Source organism: Frankia sp. AiPa1, assembly GCF_023243075.1.
Taxonomy (GTDB): domain Bacteria; phylum Actinomycetota; class Actinomycetes; order Frankiales; family Frankiaceae; genus Frankia.
This window is the reverse complement of the sequence record NZ_JALKFZ020000118.1, coordinates 8,686-28,947: the sequence shown is the minus strand read 5'-3', so window position 1 is coordinate 28,947 and position 20,262 is coordinate 8,686. Positions and strand designations below refer to the sequence as shown.

Genomic DNA, 20,262 nt, shown 5'->3' with positions numbered 1-20,262 from the left:
AGAACCGGCGGCACCGCCACCGAGACCCGCGCCCGTACCGCGGGTGGGTTCACCCGGTTCCGAGTGCGTTGTCGATGAAGTCGAAGAACTCGTCGTCCGAGGCGTCGGCGGCCGGCGCCACCCCGCCCGGTCCGCGCTCGACCCCCGCTGTGGCTGTGTCGGCGGTCGCGGAACCCCGCGCCAGGGAACCATTCCCGTCAGCGGCGTTCAGAGCGTTGAGCAGAGAGTGCAGCTGCTGCCTGAGCGCGGTGCGCTGCTGCTGATCGGCGGTGAGCGACGGCAGCAACGCCGCGATCTCCGCCAGCCGGGTCAACGCGAGTGTCGGGTCAGGAGCGGCGGCGGCCACCAACTGGTCGCGGACGTGCCCGGCGAGCGCCTCGATGGTCGGATGGTCGAAGACCAGCGTGCTTGTCAGCCGCAGACTCGTTCCGCCAGCGAGCCGGTTGCGCAGCTCGACCGCGGTCAGCGAGTCGATTCCCAGGTCGAGCAGACCACGCCCGTCGTCTGAGGCGGACAGGGAGTCGTGGCCGAGGACGGCCGCCACCTCGGCGCGTACGAGTTCGCGGATGGCATTCGTGCGCGCCGGTTCGGCGAGGGCGACAATCCGTTCGACCGCCGCCGGCTGCCCGGGCGCGCCGGGCGTCGGTGGCGTGCTGGCCGTGCCGGGCCGCGTGACCGGGCCGCTGCGTGCGGCGGCCGGTGTCCACGTGCGGACCATCGCCTGCGCACCAGGCCGGCCCGCCAGCGCCCGCAGGTCCAGCCGGGCTGGGATGACCAGCGACTCCTCGGCGGTCAGGGCGGCGTCGAGCAGCCCCAGGGCGTCGTCGGTGGCCAGTGGCAGGATGCCGGAACGTGCCAGCCGGTGTAGCTGGGCGTCGTCGAGGCCGCCGGCCATTCCGGCGCTGTCCGCCCACAGCCCCCAGGCCAGTGAGACCGCCGGGAGGCCCCGGCTGCGTCGGTGGGCGGCGAGGGCGTCCAGGAAGGTGTTGGCCGCCGCGTAGTTCGCCTGCCCCGGATTGCCGAGGACACCCGCGATCGACGAGAAGACCGCGAACAGCGACAGACCACGGTCGGCGGTCACGGTGTGCAGCGCCCACGCCGCATCCACCTTGGGCCGCAGCACCGCGTCGAGCTGTTCAGGCGACAGGGCCGTGACCGCCCCGTCATCGAGGACGCCCGCGACGTGGACGACGCCGGTGAGCGGGTGGTCCGCGGGTAGCCCGTCGATCAGCGCGGCGAGGGCGCCGCGGTCCGCGACGTCGAGTGCTGCGAAGACCACCTCGGCGCCGCGGCCGGCGAGGTCCGCCCGTAGCGCCTCGGCTCCCGCGGCCTGCTCGCCCCGCCGGCTGACCAGCAGCAGGTGACGGACACCGTGCTCGGCCACGAGATGGCGGGCCACCGGACCGCCAAGTGCCCCGGTGGCCCCGGTCACCAGGACGGTTCCCGCGGAGATCGCCCCGGGTACGGCGGCGCGAGGCTGGGCCGACGGGCGGTTGCGGGCCAGCCGCGGCGCCAGGACCGTCCCGTCTCGCAGGGCGAGCTGCGGCTCGTCTAGGGCCAGCGCGCCGGCCAGCGTCGCCGCGAGAGCGGTCGGCGCCGGTGAGGCGGCGCGGTCGTCCAGATCCAGCAGGACGAAGCGGCCAGGATGTTCCGCCTGCGCGGTGCGCACCAGCCCCCACACCGTGCTCGCGGATAGATCGTGGATGTCGTCCGGTCCGGTCACCGCGGCCGCCCCCCTGGTGGCGAGGACGAGCCGCGCACCCTCGAAGCGTTCCGCGGCCAGCCACCGTTGGACGAGGTCCAACGCCCGGCGGGCCTGGACGTGAGCGACCCGCGCCGCTGTCGCGTCCACCGCGCCGGTTCCGCCGACCCCGTGTACCGGGGCGCCCGTACCGACCGGGTCGCCGAGGACGACCAGCGCGGTCGCCTGGCCGGCGATCTTCGCGGGTTCACCCACGGTGTCCAGATCGGCGTGTTGGTCGGCTCCGGGCAGGCCGAGGGAATCGGTGCCCAGCACCGTCCAGCGCACGGGCGGCTCGACCGGGGTGACCGCCAGCGGATCCCAGCACAGCGTGTACAGCGGTGGTCCACCGGCGTCGAGCTGGTCAGCCGTCGTCTCCCGGACGCGCAGCGAGGCCACCTCGGCCACCACCGTGCCGGCCGGGTCGGCGACCACGATCCGTAGTGCGTCCCCGCTCCCGTTGCTGGCCAGGGTGGTCAGCCTGGCCCGCAATGTCGTGGCCGTGGTCGGCGTGAGGGTGACCCCGTTCCAGGCGAACGGCAGCCGCAGACGTCCCGGTCGGGAGCGGGTGTCGGCCAGCAGTACGTGCAGCACGGCGTCGAGCAGCGCGGGGTGGACGGTGAAACCGGCCGGATCCACCGCGGTCGGATCGAGGGAGATCTCGACGAACCTGTCCGGCCCGGAACGCCAGGCGGCGGTGAGACCCTGGAAGGCTGGCCCGTAGCCGTGCCCTCGGGCGGCGAGGTCCGCATAGAAACCGGCGAGTTCGAGCGGCTCCGCGTCCGCCGGCGGGTTGCCCACGGACGCGACCGGGCCGGCCCCGGGCGGCTCGTCGCCGGCAGGACCGTCGGCGGACGGCCTGGACCCGAGTATCCCTGTGGCGTGTAGCCGCCAGGAGCCTTCCGCCGCGCCGCCGGTGAGGGTGTGCACGGTGACCGTCCGGCGGCCGGTGCCGTCGTCGCCGCTGACCGCGACCCGCAGCGGGACGGATGTCTCCTCGGCCAGGACCACCGGTTCCGCCAGCACCAGTTCCTCGAGGTGGTCGAGCCCGCCGCGGCTGCCCGCGTGCAGGATGAGTTCCACCAGGGCGGTGCCGGGTAGCACGACGACACCGGCGAGGGTGTGGTCCGCCAGCCAGCTCTGGACGCGGGGAGACAGCTGCCCGGTGAAGACCACCCCGCCGCTGTCGGGCAGGTCGATCTCGGCGGACAGCAGCGGATGCGTGGTTGTCCGCTGGCCGGCGGCATCGACATCGGCCAGCGGGCGGACCGGGTCCAGCCAGTAGCGGTGGCGCTGGAACGGGTAGGTCGGCAGCGCCGGACGCTCGGCACGGGCGGCGGGGAACACCGCCGGCCAGTCGATCAGGGCACCGTGCGCATGCGCTTCGGCGATGGCGGTGGCCAGCGCGCGCGGCTCCGGGCGGCCACGGCGCAGCACCGCGATGAGCACCGGCATCGCGGCCGAACCGGACGCGATGCCGGCCACCCCGCCGCCGGACCTGTTGCCGGACCCGTCGTCGGCCCGGGCCGCCTCGTCCGCGGCGAGGACGGCATCCGCCATCGGGGTGAGCACGGCGTCCGGACCCAGCTCCAGGAAGCGCCCGACGCCGCGGGCCCGCAGCGCGCGAACCGCGTCGGCGAACCGGACGGTATGGCGCGCGTGCCGAACCCAGTACTCAGGCGAGCGCAGATCGGTTCCGGTGGCGGACGCTCCGGTCACGGTGGAGACGACCGGGATTCGCGGCTCATGGTAGGTGAGTCCGGCCGCGATCCGGCCGAACTCGGCCAGCATCGGCTCCATCAGGGGCGAGTGAAAGGCGTGACTCACCCGCAGCCGCCGCGTCCGCACGCCACGTGCGGCGAAGGCGGTGGTCACGGCATCGACCGCCGGGCGGGCGCCGGAGACGACCGTGGCGGTCGGACCGTTGACCGCGGCGATCCCGATCTGCTCTCCGACCCCATCGAGGTCGGAGAGCAGAGACAGCACCTGTTCCTCGGACGCCTCGATGGACAGCATGGCGCCCCCGGGGGGGAGCTGGCTCATCAGCCGGCCACGTGCGGCCACCAGGGCGCAGGCGTCGGCGAGAGTGAGGACACCGGCGACATGGGCCGCGGCGACCTCCCCGACGGAGTGGCCGGCGAGCTGATCCGGTGTCAGGCCGAAGGAGCCCAGCAGACGGTGCAGCGCCACTTCGAAGGCGAACAGGGCCGGCTGCGCGAATCCGGTGTCGTCCAGTACGGCAGCGGCCCGGTCTGCCGGGCCTGTCGCGATGTCACCGGGGGTGAGCACGACCTCGGTCAGGTGCCGGTCAAGGTGCGCACTGAGCAGGTCGGCGGTCTCGTCCCAGGCAGCGGCGAAGACCGGGTGGTGGCGGTGTAGCTCACGGCCCATGCCGGGACGCTGGCTGCCCTGTCCGGGGAAGAGGAACGCTGTGCGTCCCGGCGCCGAGGCGACCGCGCGGACGATGCCGGGGTGGGGCTGGTCGGCGGCGAGTGCGGCAAGCGCGGTGACTGCCTCGGCCCGGTCGGCGGCGACGACGGCCGCCCGGTGGGTGAGCCTTGCCCGGCCGGTCGCCAGCGCCAGGCCCACGTCGTGCAGGCCGGCGTCCGGGTGCTGGGTCAGGAAGGCGGTGAGCCGGTCGGCCTGGGCGCGGACCGCCGGTGCCGTCGCGCCAGAAAGCACCCACGGCACCGCGACCGGGCCCGCATCGTCGTCCGGGGCGGCGTGGGCATCGCCGGGTGCGCCGCCCACGGGCGGGTCGGCGACCGGCGCGCCCGAGGTGTCGGATCCGCGCTGCTCGGGGATCTGGTGATCCGCCGGGAGGCCGCTGTCGGAGCCTGCGTCCGGGGGCTGCTCGAGGATGACGTGGGCGTTGGTACCGCTGATCCCGAAGGAGGAGACGGCTGCGCGGCGGGGGCGGCCCGTGGTGGGCCAGGTGGTCGTCTCGGTGGTCAGGGTGATGCTGCCCGCGCTCCAGTCGACATGCGGCGTCGGGGTGGCAGCGTGCAGGGTCGCCGGCAGGACACCGGCGCGGAGCGCGAGGATCATCTTGATGATTCCCGCGGCGCCGGCGGCGGCCTGGGTGTGCCCGATGTTGGACTTCAACGACCCGAGCTGGAGGGGATACGGGCGCGCCTGGCCGTAGGCGGCCAGCAGTGCGTGGGCCTCGATCGGGTCGCCGAGGGTCGTGCCGGTGCCATGAGCCTCGACGGCGTCCACGTCGGCGGGAGCGAGCCCGGCGCTGGCCAGAGCGGCCCGGATGACCCGCTGCTGGGCGGGGCCGTTGGGCGCGGTCAGCCCGTTGGACGCGCCGTCGGAGTTGACGGCGCTGCCCCGGATGATGGCAAGGACCCGATGGTGGTGCCGGCGGGCGTCGGCGAGCCGCTCCAGCAGCAGGACGCCGGCCCCCTCCGCCCAGGCGGTGCCGTCCGCGTCGGCGGAGAATGGCTTGCAGCGGCCGTCGGGTGACAGCCCGCGCTGCCGGCTGAACTCGACGAACGTCGCCGGGCTCGCCATCACGGTGGCGCCGCCGACGAGCGCGAGCGTGCACTCGCCGGAGCGCAGGGCCTGCGCGGCGAGGTGGAGCGCGACGAGCGAGGAGGAGCAGGCGGTGTCGACGGTCACGGCAGGCCCCTCCAGCCCGAGAGCGTAAGCTATCCGGCCCGAGGCGACGCTGCCCGCGCTACCGCTGACCAGATAGCCCTCAAACCCGGCCGGTGCGGTCGCCGACTGGTGCAGCCGGGCCCCGTAATCGTCGTACATGACCCCGGCGAAGACGCCCGTGGAGGTGCCGGCGAGGCTTGTGGGGTCGATCCCGGCCGCTTCGCATGCCTCCCACGCCGTCTCGAGCAGTATGCGCTGTTGGGGGTCGATGGCCAGCGCCTCCCGCGGGGAGATCCCGAAGAACTCGGGGTCGAAGTCGCCGGCGTCGTGCAGGAAGCCGCCGTGCCGGGTGTAGCTGGTCCCGGGATGGTCCGGATCCGGATGGTAAAGGCGGTCCAGGTCCCAGCCGCGGTCGGTGGGGAAGCCGGTCACGGCGTCGGTGCCGTCGATCAGCAGCCGCCACAGGTCGTCCGGACTGTGCACGCCGCCGGGCAGGCGGCAGGCCATTCCGACGATCACGATCTGGTCGTCGTCGGAGGTCACCCGCGGGTCGACGGCGGTGGCGTTGTTGCGACTGGATGGTCCGGCCGCTGCGGGAACCGGCCCAGGGTCGGTGGGGCCGCCTGGTCCACCCGACTCACCGGTGGTAAGCGTGGTGAGGACCGCGAGATGGTCGGTGAACAGATGGTCGGCGAGGGCGGTCGGGGTCGGGTGGTCGAAGACCAGGGTGCTTGGCAGCGGGAGCCCGGTGGCCGCGGTCAGCCGGTTGCGCAGTTCGACCGCGGTGAGCGAGTCGAAGCCGAGTTCGGTAAACGCCCGGGCGACGTCGAGTGCGTCGCCGGCCTGATAACCGAGCACTGTGGCGACGGTCTGCTGGACGAGGTCGGCGACGGCGTCGCGCCGTTCTGCCTCGTTCGTCAGTTCGGCGAGCCGCGCGGCCAGGTCGCCGGCCTGCGCGTGCGGATGGGAGCTGGTGGTACCGGTGCGTCGCGGGGCGCCGGCCAGGCCGCGCAGCGGCGGCGGTACCGCCTCGGCCGACAGACCGGCGAGCTCGATCTGGGCCGCGATGACGACCGGGTGGTCGCCGCCGAGCGCGGCGTCGAACAGGTGCAGGCCCTCCTCGTCTGACATCGGGACGATGCCGAGGCGGGCTATCCGGGCCAGGTCCGCGCGGGCCAGCTCTGCACCCAGGCCCGTCGTCGCGCCCCACAGTCCCCAGGCCAGGGAGACCGCGGGCAGCCCGCGGGTGCGGCGGTGCTGGGCCAGGGCGTCGAGGAAGGCGTTCGCGGCGGCGTAGTTTGCCTGCCCGGCCGTGCCGACCGTCCCGGTCACCGAGGAGAACAGCACGAAGGACGCAAGGTCCAGATCGGCGGTGAGCTCGTGCAGGTTCCAGGCCGCATCGGTCTTGGGCGCCAGCACGGCGTCCAGGCGATCTGAGGTGAGTGAGGCGACGATCCCGTCGTCGAGCACACCTGCCGCGTGTACGACAGCGGTAAGCGGGTGCTGCGCCGGCAGGCCGGCGAGCAACGCCCGCAGCGCCTCGCGGTCAGTCACGTCGCAGGCGGCGAGGTCGACCTCCGTCCCGAGCGCGCGCAGCTCGGCGACCAGCTCAGGCGCACCGGCGGCAGCCGGGCCGCGCCGGCTGACCAGCAGCAGCCGGCGGGCGCCGTGCCCGGTCACCAGCCGCCGAGCGACGAGCCCGCCGATCAGGCCGGTCGCACCGGTGACGAGGACCGTCCCGGCACCGACCGATGTGCCGCTGCCAGCCGGCTGGCTGGCAGCGGCGTCGGGACCGGCGCTGCGGTGCGTCGGCGCCCGGACCAGCCGGGGTGCGAACCCGCCCGCCGCCCGCAGCGCGAGCTGCGGCTCGCCTGCTGGCAGCGTCGTGGGCGGATGGGCGTCGGCGGCGACGTCGACGAGGACGAACCGGTCGGGGTGTTCAGTCTGTGCGCTGCGGACGAGCCCCCAGACCGCCGCTGCTTCTGGACGGGGCCCGGCCTCGTCGGACGTCACGGCGACGGCGCCGTGGGTCACGATCACCAACCGGTCGTCGGGGGCTGGCTGCGCGCTCAGCCAGTCCTGGACGGCGCGCAGCGCGGCGTGGGTGAGATGCCGGGCCGCCGCTGCGGCGTCTGTGCTGTCGGTGCTGTCGGTGCGCAGATCGAGGACTGTCCAGCTCGGCGGGATGTCCACCAGGGGGCCGGGTACCGGCGTCCAGTCTGGGACGAACAGCGAGTTGGTGGTCGCGGTGGCCGCGAACCGGCTGCGGCTGACCGCCGCGAGGGTCAGGGCGTCCACCGTCACGATCGACGCCCCGTGCTCGTCGCTGATGGTCAGCGACACCGTGTCCGGCGCCGTGGGTGTGATGCGTACCCGCGTGCCGGTGGCGGTGGCGGTGCCGGTGCCGGTGGCGGGGTGCAGCCGCACCCCCGCCCAGCGCCAGGGCACCCGCAGTGCGGCGGCCGCCGTGGCGCCGGGAACGAACTTGTCAGCGCCCGGCATGTCGGGGTTGGATGTGTCGGACGTGTCTGCGCCGCGGGCGAGGGCGTCGCGGTGCGTCGTGGCGGTCTGGAACGCAAGGGGATGTAGCGCCGCGTCGAGCAGCGCCGGGTGCACACCGAAACCAGGCTCGGGGGCGGGCAATTCCACCATGGCGTGGCTGATGTCACCATCGCGCCACAGCCGCCGTAGGCCCTGGAATGCCGGGCCGTAGTCGTAGCCGTACGCTGCCATCAGGTCGTAGGCCGCGTCGAGGGAGACCTCCGTCGCGGTCGCCGGCGGCCATGCGGCGGAATCCTGAGTGTTCGATCCGTCCTCGCCATCGGGCTCGGACAAGGCCGCGGCGAGCGTGCCGACCGCATGCCGGGTCCAGATCGGCCGCTCGTCCGCCGCCAGGCTGGAGTGGATGGTCAGCGGACGGCTGCCGTCCGAGCCCGGGGCGCCGATCATCACCCGGATGTGGATCTCCATCTGGTCGGGCAGCGCAAGCGGACGGTCCAGGGTGAGCTCCCGGACCGTGTCCGCGCCGACCTGCTCGGCGGCCCGTAGGGCCAGGTCGACCAGCGCGGCCCCGGGCAGCACCGGTCGACCGTCCACGGCGTGATCGGCCAGCCAGGGCTGGGCGGTGCGGGAAATCGCACCGGTGAACACCACGCCCGCGTCGTCGGGCAGATCCACGGTCGCGCCGAGCAGCGGGTGCCGGATGGGCCGCAGCCCGAGCGGACCCGTCTGGGTCCCGGCCGGGGCAGCCTCCAGCCAGTACCGGCTGTGTTGGAACGGGTAGGTCGGCAGCGGTAGGCGCCGGGCGCCGGGCAGGGTCCGGGCCCAGTCGAGCGTGCCGCCGTGGGCATACAGGCGGCTCAGAGCGGCCAGTGCGGTCTCGGCCTCGGGGCGTCCCGCCCGCAGCATCGGTGCGAGGGCGCGGGCCTGGGAACGTCCCAGGCAGTCGTCCGCCATGGCGGTGAGGACCGCGCCCGGGCCGACCTCAAGGAATCCGGAGACACCCTGGGAGCCCAGGTACCGGACGGCGTCAAGGAAACGGACGGTGCCGCGGGCCTGCCCCGCCCAGTAGTCCGGGGAGCGCAGCAGCTCGGGATCGGCCACCCGTCCGGTTGCCGAGGACACCAGCGGGATCCGCGGCGGGTGGAAGGTCAGCGAGGCCGCCACGGCACGCAGCTCGTCGAGGACCGCGTCCAGGTGCGGGGAGTGGAAGGCATGGCTGACCCGCAGCCGGCGGGTGCGCCGCCCGCGGGCCCGCCAGCCGTCGGCGACCGCGGCCGTGGCGGCGGCGTCCCCGGAGATCACCACGGACGTCGGGCCGTTGACCGCCGCAACCGCCACCGCCCCCTGCTGGCCGGCCAGCGAGTCGAGCACCTCCTCCTCGGTGGCCGCCAGGGCGATCATCGCCCCGCCCGCACCGGCCGCCTGCATGAGCCGCCCGCGGTGCACCACCAGCATGGCGGCGTCCGCCAGGGACAGCACGCCGACCGCGTGCGCGCCGGTGAGCTCGCCGATCGAGTGGCCGGTGACGAAGTCGGGAACCAGCCCGCGGTGCTCGGCCAGCCGGAACAGCGCGATCTGCAGGGCGAACAGCGCCGGTTGCGTTATCTCGGTCTGATCCAGCAGATCCGCGCCCGGGCTGCCAGGCGTGGCGAACAGCACGTCGAGCAGCGACCGTCCGGCCAGTCTCGTGCCGGCCGGCGACGCGGCGAGCAGGGGGTCGAGCTGCGCGACGGCCTCCCGCAGCGCAGCGCGAAAGACCGGTTCGTCGCGGTGGAGTTCCCGCCCGGCGCCGGCGCGCTGCGAGCCCTGCCCGGAGAACAGCACCGCGGTCCGGGCGTGACGGACCGTGGACTCGACGACCACTCCGGGGTGCGGCTCGCCGCGGTCGAGGGCGGTCAGGCCGGTGAGCAGGGCAGGAACGTCCGTGCCGAGCACGACTGCGGTGCGGTCGAGCCGGGCACGGGTCGTCGCCAGCGAGAGGGCGACGTCGCGCGGGTCCAGATCGGGCAGCTTGAGGACGTGCTGGCGTAGCTTTCGGGCCTGGGCGCCGAGCGTGACGCCGTCGCGGGCCGAGACCACCCAGGCGACGGGGGTGGCCTCGGGCGTCGCGGCCGCTGCCCCGTCGCGGGCGCCCGGACCAGCCGGGTCAGGACCGGTCGGGTCCGAACCGGCGCGGTCCGGATCGGCGGCGGTCCGGACGGTCTGCTCCGGCGGTGCCTGTTCGAGGATCACATGCGCGTTGGTGCCACTGATGCCGAAGGACGACACCGCCGCCCGTCGTGGCCGCCCGTCCGGGGGCGACCAGGCAACCGGCTCGGTGAGCAGCCGCACGCCGCCCGACGCCCAGTCGACGTGCTCGTTCGGCGCGTCGACGTGCAACGTGCGGGGTAGCTCGCCGTGCCGCATCGCCTCGATCATCTTGATGATGCCGCCGACGCCGGCCGCGGCCTGCGCGTGCCCGATGTTGGACTTCAGCGAACCCAGCCAGCAGGGACGCTGCGCCGGCCGGTCCTGTCCGTAGGTGGCGAGCAGGGCCTGGGCCTCGATCGGATCCCCGAGGGACGTTCCAGTGCCGTGCCCCTCGACCGCGTCGACGTCGTCGGGGGTCAGACCCGCGCTGGCGAGCGCGGCCAGGATGACCCGCTCCTGGGCCGGACCGTTCGGCGCGGTCAGCCCGTTGCTGGCCCCGTCGGAGTTCACCGCCGAGCCGCGCAGCAGCGCCACCACGGGATGACCGTTGCGCCGGGCGTCCGAGAGCCGCTCGACGAGCAGTAGCCCGACGCCCTCGCTCCAGCCGGTGCCGTCGGCCGCGGCGGCGAACGACCGGCAGCGGCCGTCTACGGACAGGCCATGCTGGCGGCTGAACTCGACGAAGGTCGACGGCCCGGCCATCACGGTGACCCCGCCGGCCAGCGCCAGGTCGCACTCGCCGTTACGCAGCGCGGCTGCCGCCAGGTGCAGCGCCACCAGGGAGGACGAGCAGGCGGTGTCGACCGTGACGGCCGGCCCCTCCAGACCGTAGGTGTAGGCCAGCCGGCCGGAAACCACACTGGAGGTGTTGCCGGTGAGCAGGAAGCCTTGAACGTCGTCAGGGGCGGCCGGTAGCCGGGCGGCGTAGTCGTCGTACATGACGCCGGCGAAGACACCGGTGCGGGAGCCGCGCAGGGCCGCGGGCTCGATGCCAGCCCGTTCGAACGTCTCCCAAGCCACTTCCAACAGCAGCCGCTGCTGTGGATCGGTGGCCAGTGCCTCCCGCGGCGAGATGCCGAAGAACTCGCGGTCGAACTGGTCGGCGTCGTGCAGGAAGCCGCCGTGCCGGGTGTAGCTGGTACCGAGATGGTCGGGATCGGGATGGTAGAGGGCCGCCAGATCCCAGCCTCGGTTGGTCGGGAAGCCGCTGACGGCATCGGTGCCTGTGGCGACCAGCCGCCACAGGTCGTCGGGGGAACGGACGTCACCCGGGTACCGGCAGGCCAGCCCGACGATCGCGATCGGGTCATCGTCGGCGGCCCGCGGCCGGGGGATGGCTGCGGCGCCCGGCGCCTGCCGGCGGGAAACGCCCGCCGCGTCCGGGAGCAGGGTGTACAGATAGGTGGCCAGGGCGCTCGCGGACGGGTGGTCGAACACCGCGGTCGCCGGTACCGGCAGGCCGGTCAGCCGGGCCAGGCGGTTGCGCAGCTCGACTCCGGCGAGGGAGTCGAAACCGAGGTCGCGGAAGGACAGATCGGGATCGAGCCCGGCGTCCGGCGCGTGCCCCAGCACCACGGCCGCGGTGCTGACGACGAGATCCAGCAGTGCCCGGGTCCGCTCGTGCGCGGCCAGCGCGAGGATGTCGGCGAGGCCGGCACCGTCACCGGTTGTGGCGCCCGTGCGCTGCGCGGCCGCCCGTGGGCGGCTGGCGGCGGCCGCCACGAGGCCGCGCAGGACGGCGGGTGGTTCGCCGTCGATCGTCCCCGGGGTGAGCCGGGCCGGCACGACCAGCGCGTCGCCGTGCGCCAGCGCCGTGTCGAACAGCTCGGTGCCCAGCTCGGCCGCAATCGGTGCGACGCCCGCCCGTCGCCACCGGGCCACGTCGGCGGCTGTCAGACCCGTGGACATTCCCCCGGCGGTGCTGTCCCACAGCCCCCAGGCCAGCGCGACCGCGGATTGCGCCGCCGCGCGCCGGTGGGCCGCGAGCGCGTCCAGGAAGGTGTTGGCCGCGGCGTAGTTCGCCTGGCCGGCGGTCCCGGTGAGCCCCGAGATCGAGGAGAACAGGACGAGCTCGGCGAGCGGATGTCCGGCGGTGAGCTCATGCAGGTTCCAGGCGGCGTCGAGCTTGGGGCGCAGCACGGCGTCGAGCTGGGCGGGGCGCAGGGTGGTGACGGTAGCGTCGTCGAGAACCCCGGCGGCATGGATCACCGCGGTGAGCGGGCGGTCCGCGGGAACCGCGGCTAGCAGGGCGGCGAGCTCCGCGTGATCGGCCGCGTCGACGGCGGCCACAGTGACCTGCGCGCCCTGGCCGGCGAGCTCGGCGACCAAGGCGTCCACGCCCGGGGTGCGTGGCCCACGCCGACTAGCCAGCAGCAGGTGGCGCGCCCCGCGGGTGGTGACCACGTGGCGGGCGAGCAGCACGCCGAGACCGCTGGTCCCCCCGGTGATCAGAACCGTGCCGTCCGGATCCCACCCGGTCGGTGGCTGGGACGACCGCGACGCCGGGTCCGCCCGGACGAGGCGCGGCACCAGCCACTGGCCGTCCCGCAACGCGAGCTGGGGTTCGTCACCGAGCGCGACTTGCCCGAGCCCGGCGAGCTCCTGGGTCCGGGCAGGTGCGCCCAGGGGGTGGAGGGCGGGGTCACCGCCCTGGTCGACGAGGACGAACTGGCCGGGATATTCGGACTGCGCGGCCCGGATCAGGCCCCAGACCGGAGCGTTCACCAGGTCGGGCACCGCCTCGCCGGGCCGGGTGGCCACCGCGCCGCGGGTCACAAACATCAGCCGGCGATCGGTGCCCGGGTTGGTGGCGAGCCAGTCCTGGACCAGCCGCAGGGACCGGCGGGCGGCGCGCCCGGCCCGATCCGGCAGGCCTGTCGCCGCGTCCGGGGCCGGCTCAGGCAGTGGCGGGACGACGACCACGTCGGCCTCGGCGACTGCGGCTGGCCAGCTGTCGATCGCCCGGCCCCTCCCTTCCGGCTGACCCGTCTCGTCCGGCAGCAGGTCCTCGGTCAGGACGGCGACGCGCGGCGTGGCCGCAGGCAGGGATGTCGGGACCCAGGCCAGCTTGTGCAGCGCCGCGGCGACGTCGCCGAAATGGCCGAGCCTGCGCTTGTCCACCGGACGCAGGACGAGCGAGTCGACCGAGCCAAGCTGGGCGCCGTCCTCGTCGGCCAGCACCAGTGCGAAGGTGTCCGGTCCCACGTGGGTGGCGGTGGCGCGCAGCGTCGTCGGCGCGGCGCGGCGCGAGGTGGGGGCCGCGACACGGCGGGAGGCGGGGCCCGCAGCGGAGTGCGCGGTGGCGGGGTCGGCGCCACCCGGGCGCAGTGACACCCCGGTCCACACGAAGGGCAGGCTGATCCGGTGCGCCGCCACCGCCGCCTCCGGGGCGACCGCCTGCACCAGCGGATGCAGCACGGCGTCCAGCAGAGCCGGATGCAGGGCGAAACCGCTGGGACTCAAGGTCGGTAGGTCGGGCAGGCGGGTCTCGATGTGCAGCCGGTCTCCGTCGCGCCAGAGTCGCTGCAGACCGTGCAGGGCAGGTCCGTACTCGTAACCGAGTTCGGCGAGCCGCCTGTACGCGTCGTCGAGGTTGACCGGTTCGGCGCCGGGAGGCGGCCACACTTCCTGCTGCGGCCTGATCGGGTCGGCCGGGAGCGCGCCGGCGTCGGACGGATCGGCGGTCAGGGTCCCCGAGGCGTGCTTGGCCCAGCCCGCTGCCGTGTTGTTCGCAGCCGTGCCGCTCGGAGTCGAGGCCACGCTATCGGCCTCGGCGCGGGCATGGATGCTCAGCGCCCGTCTCCCGAACTCGTCCGGGCCACCCACGACGACCTGCACCTGGACCGAGCCCGTCCGGGGAACGGACAGCGGCGCCGCCAGCGTCAGCTCGGCGAGGTGCGGCGCGGCGACCTGCTCGCCGGCGATGACCGCCAGCTCCAGGAAGGCGGTACCGGGCAGCAGTACCCGTCCGTCGATCGTGTGATCGCTCAGCCAGGGATGTGCCGCCTGCGACAGCCGCCCGGTGAGCACGACCGCGTCCCCGTCGGCGAGCTCGACCCGGGTGTCGAGCAGCGGATGCCCCAACTGGTCCGGCCCGGCGGCGGCCGCCGGCCCGGCGGTGAGCCAGTAGCGGCTGCGTTGGAAGGCGTAGGTCGGCAGGTCGATGCGGTGCGAGTCGGGATAGACGGTCTGCCAGCGCGGCGCCGAGCCATGCGCCCAGAGGGTGCCCAGGGCGGCGGCGAGGGTGCCGGGTTCGGGCCGGTCCGCCCGCAGCAGCGGCACCAGGACGGCCGAGGTGGCCGTGGCCGGCGGGTCGAGGGACTCCCGGGCCATCGCGGACAGAGTGGCGTCCGGACCCAGTTCGACGAAGGTGGTGACACCACGGGCGGCGAGGGTGCGCACGCCATCGTGGAAGCGCACGGTGCCGCGCAGCTGGCTGGTCCAGTAGTCGGGGGAGGCCAGCTGGTCGGCCGTCGCGGGTTCGCCGGTCACGGTCGAGATCAGCGGGATCCGCGGCGGCGCGAAGTCCAGGCCTCGCGCGATCTCGCGGAACTCGGCCAGGACGGCGTCCATGTGCGGGGAGTGGAAGGCATGGCTGACCCGCAGCCGTCGGGTCCGTCGCCCCTGCTGCCGGAAACGGTCGGCGACCTGTTCGGCCGTGTCCGCGTCCCCCGAGATCACCACCGAGCGCGGCCCGTTGACCGCGGCCACGGCCAGCTGCGCGTCCAGTTCGGCCAGGCTCGCGCGTACCTCGTCCGGGTCGGCGGCGATGGCGATCATCGCCCCGCCGGACCGGGCGGACTGCATGAGCCGGCCGCGCGCGGCCACCAGGGCGGCTGCGTCGGGCAGCGAGAGCACCCCGGCGACGTGGGCCGCTGCCAATTCACCGATGGAGTGGCCGACCAGGAAGTCGGGGACGATTCCGACCGAGGTGACCAGCCGGAACAGCGCCACCTCCAGCGCGAACAGTCCCGGCTGGGCGTAGACGGTGCGGTCGAGCAGCTCGGCCGCAGCGGAGTCGGGGGCGGCCGCGAGCACCTCGGACAGCGGTCGGTCGAGCCCCGCCAGCTGCCGGTCGAGCTCGTGGACGACCTCGTCGAAGGCCTGGGCGAACTCGGGCCATGCCTGGCGCAGCTGCGCCCCCATCCGGGCGCGCTGCCCGCCCTGCCCGCCGAACAGGAACGCGGTGGGGCCGGCACCGGACCGTGCGTCGCCGCGGATGACGACCGGGTGCTCTACGCCGCGGGCGAGGGCGTCCAGCCCGGCGAGCAGCTGCGCGGCGCTGCTCGCGGTGACCGCGGCCCGCTGTTCCAGGGCGGCCCGCCCAGCGCCCAGGGAGAAACCGATGTCCTGGAGTCGGGCGACCGGGCCGGGCGGTGTGTCCGGGTGGGCTCCGGGATGCTCGCCGCCGTCGGCCTCGGACACCGCCGTGTGCAGGCGACGTGCCTGTTCGCGTAGCGCCGCGTCGCTGCGGGCGGACAGCGGCCACACCAGCGCCGGCTCCGCGGCCGCGAGCGCTTCCCGCGCGGTGACCGGCGGTTCCAGGCCGGCAGCAGGATCCTGGCCGGTCAGCGGTGCCGGGCCGGGCGGCAGCGCGGGAGCCGCGCTCGGGGAGTCCTGCCGCTGGGGGGCGGCTTCGATGATCACATGAGCGTTGGTGCCGCTGATCCCGAAGGACGACACGCCCGCGCGGCGCGGCCTGGTGCCCGTCGGCCAGGCGGTCGCCCCGGTCAGCAGCCGGGCCTCGCCCGCCGACCAGTCGACGTGCGGGGACGGCGCGTCCACGTGCAGCGTGGCTGGCAGGACACCGTGCCGCATGGCCTGCACCATCTTGATCACGCCGCCGACGCCGGCCGCCGCCTGGGTGTGGCCGATGTTCGACTTCAGGGAACCCAGCAGCACCGGCCCGTGCGCGCCGCGATCCTGCCCGTAGGTGGCGAGGATCGCCTCGGCCTCGATCGGGTCGCCCAGCGCGGTGCCCGTTCCATGTGCCTCGACGACGGCCACGTCCCGGGGCCGCAGGCCGGAGCTCGCCAGCGCTGCGCGGATCACCCGCTCCTGGGACGGGCCGTTGGGGGCGGTGAGGCCGTTGCTGGCCCCGTCCTGGTTCACCGCCGAGCCGCGCAGGACGGCGAGCACCGGGTGCCCGTGCCGGCGGGCGTCCGAGAGCCGTTCCAGCAGCAGGACGCCGACACCCTCGGCCCAGGCGGTGCCGTCGGCCGCGGCCGCGAACGGCTTGCACCGGCCGTCCGGGGCCAGCCCACGCTGTCTGCTGAACTCGACGAACATGCCCGGACTCGCCATCACGGTGACGCCACCGGCAAGGGCCAGCTCGCATTCGCGCAGGCGCAGCGCCTGGCCGGCCAGGTGCAGCGCGACGAGCGAGGATGAGCACGCCGTGTCGATGGTGACCGCTGGGCCCTCCAGCCCCAGCACGTAGGCGACCCGACCGGAGGCGACACTGGCGGCGCCGCCGGTGAGCAGGTATCCGTCGGCGCCGTCGGCCGGCTCGTGCAGGCGTGGGCCGTAGTCCTGCGCCGAGCCGCCGACAAAGACCCCGGTGCGGGTGCCGCGCAGCGACTGTGGGTCGATGCCGGCCCGTTCCACCGCCTCCCACGACGTCTCCAACAGAAGACGCTGCTGGGGGTCCATCGCCGTGGCCTCGCGCGGGCCGATGCCGAAGAAGGCGGCGTCGAACTCACCGGCGTCGTGCAGGAACCCGCCGGTGCGGACGTAGGAGCTGCCCGGCCGGTCCGGCTCGGCATCGAACAGGGCCTCGGTGTCCCAGCCGCGGTCGTTGGGGAACACGGAGATGGCGTCCGTGCCGGCGGCGACGAGCTGCCACAGCTCCTCCGGTGACGTGACGTCGCCCGGGTACCTGCAGGCCATGCCCACGATGGCGACCGGCTCGTCGAGACCGCCCGCTTCGCCGGGGACGCCCGCCGCGCCGTCGCGCGGGTCCGCCCTCGGCGTGGGGCCGCTGGTGCCGGCCGAGGCTAGCCCGGCGAGCAGGTGCCTCGCCAGCGCCGTCGGGGTCGGATGGTTGAAGGCCACGCCGGTGGCCAGCCGCAGGCCGGTCGCCCGGCTTAGCCGATCGCGCAGCTCGACGGCGCCCAGCGAGTCGAAGCCGAGCTCGCGGAAGGTCCGGCGGTCATCGATCTCCTCGGCGCCGACGTGGCCTTGCACGATCGCGACCGTGGTCAGGACGAGGTCCAGCAGTCGGCGCTCGCGTTCGGGCTCGGCCAGCCCGGCGAGGCCCTCGGCCCAGACGTTCGTGCCATCCGGGTCGGCGGCACCGGAACCGACGGGGGCATGGTCGGTGCGCTCCCCGGTGCCGTCCATGCCGCCGCTGCCGGTGTCGTCGGCCGCGCTGTCGGTGTCCGGCTTGGTGCCCGCAGCCGGGTGCGGTGCGGCCGGGTGCTGGGTGGGTGGTACGGCATCGAGCCAGTACCGCCGTCGCTGGAATGGATAGGTGGGCAGCGCGACGGGACGTCCGGCGTGTCGGCCTAGCACCGCCGACCAGTCGACGTCGCCGCCGTGGGCGAAGACGCCGGCCACGGCGGCCAGCACGGAGTCGACCTCCGGGCGACCCCGGCGCAGGGCCGCCAGCAGCACCGCCTCGTCACCGGGCGACGCCGGCGTGCCGGCCGCGGCCGAGGACGCCCCGGCGTGGTCGGCCGGGGCGTCCCGCAGCACATCGCGGGCCAGCGCGGTCAGCGAGGCGCCGGGCCCGAGTTCGAGGTACGTCGTCGCGCCGAGATCGGCGAGCGCGCGCACCCCGGCACCGAATCGGACGGGCGCACGCACGTGCGCGACCCAGTGATCGGCGTCGAAGGACTCGGGTCCGGCCAGGCCACCGGTGAGGTTGGAGATGACGGGCGTCGTCGCGGCCGAGTACGACAACCCCTGCGCGACCTGGCGGAACGATGCCAGCATCGGTTCCATCCGCGGACTGTGGAACGCGTGGCTGACCGCGAGCCGCGAGGTGCGCCGGCCCAGGGCGCGAAAGTGCTCGGCCAACATCGCCACCGCGGCGTCGTCACCGGACACCACCACCGCCCTCGGCCCGTTGACGGCGCCGAGGCCGACCCGATCTGACAGCAGCGGACGGACCTCCTCCTCCGAGGCCTCCAGCGCGGCCATCGTTCCGCCCGGCGGTAGCGCCTGCATCAGACTTCCCCGGGCGGCCACCAGCGCCGCGGCGTCGCGCAGCGAGAGCACGCCCGCGACGTACGCGGCGGCCAGCTCCCCCACGGAATGCCCGAGCAGCAGATCGGGACGCACCCCCCAGTGCTCCAGCAGGCGGTACGACGCCACCTCGAGGGCGAACAACGCCGGTTGCGTGTACCCGGTACGGCCGAGCAGGTCGGGCGGTCCCTCGAAGGCCAGGGCGCGCAGCGAGCGGCCCAGGTGGGGGTCCAGCCGCCTACAGACCTCGTCGAAGGCGTCGGCGAAGGCCGGGAAGACGTCGTAGAGCTCACGGCCGGCGCCGACCCGCTGGCTGCCCTGGCCGGAGAACAGGACGGCCAGCCGACCCCGACCGCCGTCCGGGGCGCGGCGCACGATGCCGCGCACAACGTTCGCCGCCTCTCCGTCCGCGGCCAGGACGGTAAGGCCGGCGCGCAGCGCGTCGGCGCTGCGGCCCAGCACGACGGCGCGGTCCTCGAAGGCGGTCCGGGTGGTGGCCAGCGCCAGGCCGACGTCGACGGGGTCGGCGCCCGGGTGCTCGTCGAGCCGGGCGGCCAGCCGGCGGCTCGCGGCCGCCAACGCGCCCGGCCCGCGCCCGCTGAGTACCCAGGGCAGCGGCAGGCCGCCGTGGTCGTCCCCGCCCGCCGGGGCCGGGTCGTCCGGCCCGTCCCCGCCGGCGGCCGGGCCGGTGCTGTCCGCAGCGGGCGCCGGCGGCGCGGCGGACACGACAAGGTGGCAGTTCGTGCCGCCCATGCCGACCGAGCTGACCCCGGCGACCCGGGTGTGCGCCGGGCCGGGCCAGGCGGTGAGCTCGGACTGTACCTGCAGGTTCAGCTCGTCGAAGGCGATGCCCGGATGGGGCCGGGTGAAGTTCAGGCTCGGCGGGATCTCCCCGTGCCACAGGCTCAGCGCCACCTTGAGCAATCCGACGATGCCGGCGGCTCCTTCGAGGTGACCGATGTTCGTCTTGACCGAACCGACCAGCAGCGGAGAGCCGGCCGGCCGGGCCTGGCCGATCACGGTACCCAGCGCCGCGGCCTCCACCGGGTCGCCCGTCGGCGTGCCGGTGCCGTGAAGCTCGACGTACGAGACGGCGCCGGGGTCGAGCGCCGCCCGGTGGTAGGCCGCCCGCAGCGCGGCCCGCTGCCCGTCAACACCGGGGACCGTCAGACCGTCCGTCGCTCCGTCGTGGGTCACGGCCCCGCCGCGGATCACGCAGTAGATCGTGTCGCCGGCGGCCAGGGCGGCCCGCAGCGGGCGCAGCACGATGAGCCCGCCACCCTCCCCCCGGACGTAGCCGTTGGCGCGGGCGTCGAAGGTGAAGCAGCGCCCGTCCGGGGAGAGCGCTCCGAATCGGGCTGCGGCGACACTGCTCTCGGCGGTGAGGGCCAGGCTCACCGCACCGGCCAGCGCCAGGTCGGCCTCGCCGCGGCGTAGCGCCTCCACCGCGGCGTGCACCGCGACCAGCGCCGAGGACTGACCAGTGTCGATCACCATGCTGGGGCCGCGCAGTCCGAGATGACGCGAGATCCGGTTGGCGATGATGCCGCGGTTCAGTCCAGTCAGGGTGTGTCGGCTGATCCCGTCGAGCCCGGACCGGTCAGCCACCGTCGTGTAGTCGCCCGCGGTGGCCCCGACGAAGACGCCGGTGGTGCTGCCGTGCAGCCGCCCGGGGACGATCCGGGCGTCCTCCAGCGCCTCCCAGCCGAGCTCCAGCGCCAGCCGCTGCTGCGGATCCGTCGCGGCCGCCTGAGCGGGGGGCAGATCGAAGAAAGCGGCATCGAACGTGTCCACCTGATCGAGGAACGCGCCGTGCCGCGGCACGGCGGGCGCGCCGGCCCCACCGCTGACCTGCCACCGGTCCGCAGGGGTGTCGATCACGGCGTTGCGGCCCTCCCGCAGCAGGCGCCAGAACGCCTGCGGATCCGGGGCCTGTGGCAGCCGGCAGGCGAGTCCGATGATGGCGACCGGGTGGGCGTCATCGGCCGGCTCGGTCGGCGCTGCGTGGTCTCGATGTACCTGCTCAGTCGTCATGGTCT

Annotated in this window: 1 protein-coding gene; it reads right to left on the bottom strand. The window is 74.7% G+C overall.

Annotated elements, in window-relative coordinates; translation table 11 throughout:
• Window positions 1–49 precede the first annotated feature (49 nt).
• Window positions 50–20,257: a type I polyketide synthase gene (locus MXD95_RS09505; protein ID WP_250640191.1), complete on the bottom strand. Its 20,208-nt coding sequence runs from the start codon at window positions 20,255–20,257 to the stop codon at window positions 50–52.
• Window positions 20,258–20,262: the final 5 nt, after the last annotated feature.

Excerpts from the sequence above, each read along its gene's own strand:
- MXD95_RS09505 (WP_250640191.1), bottom strand. The coding sequence starts at position 20,257 with ATGACGACTGAGCAGGTACATCGAGACCACGCAGCGCCGACCGAGCCG.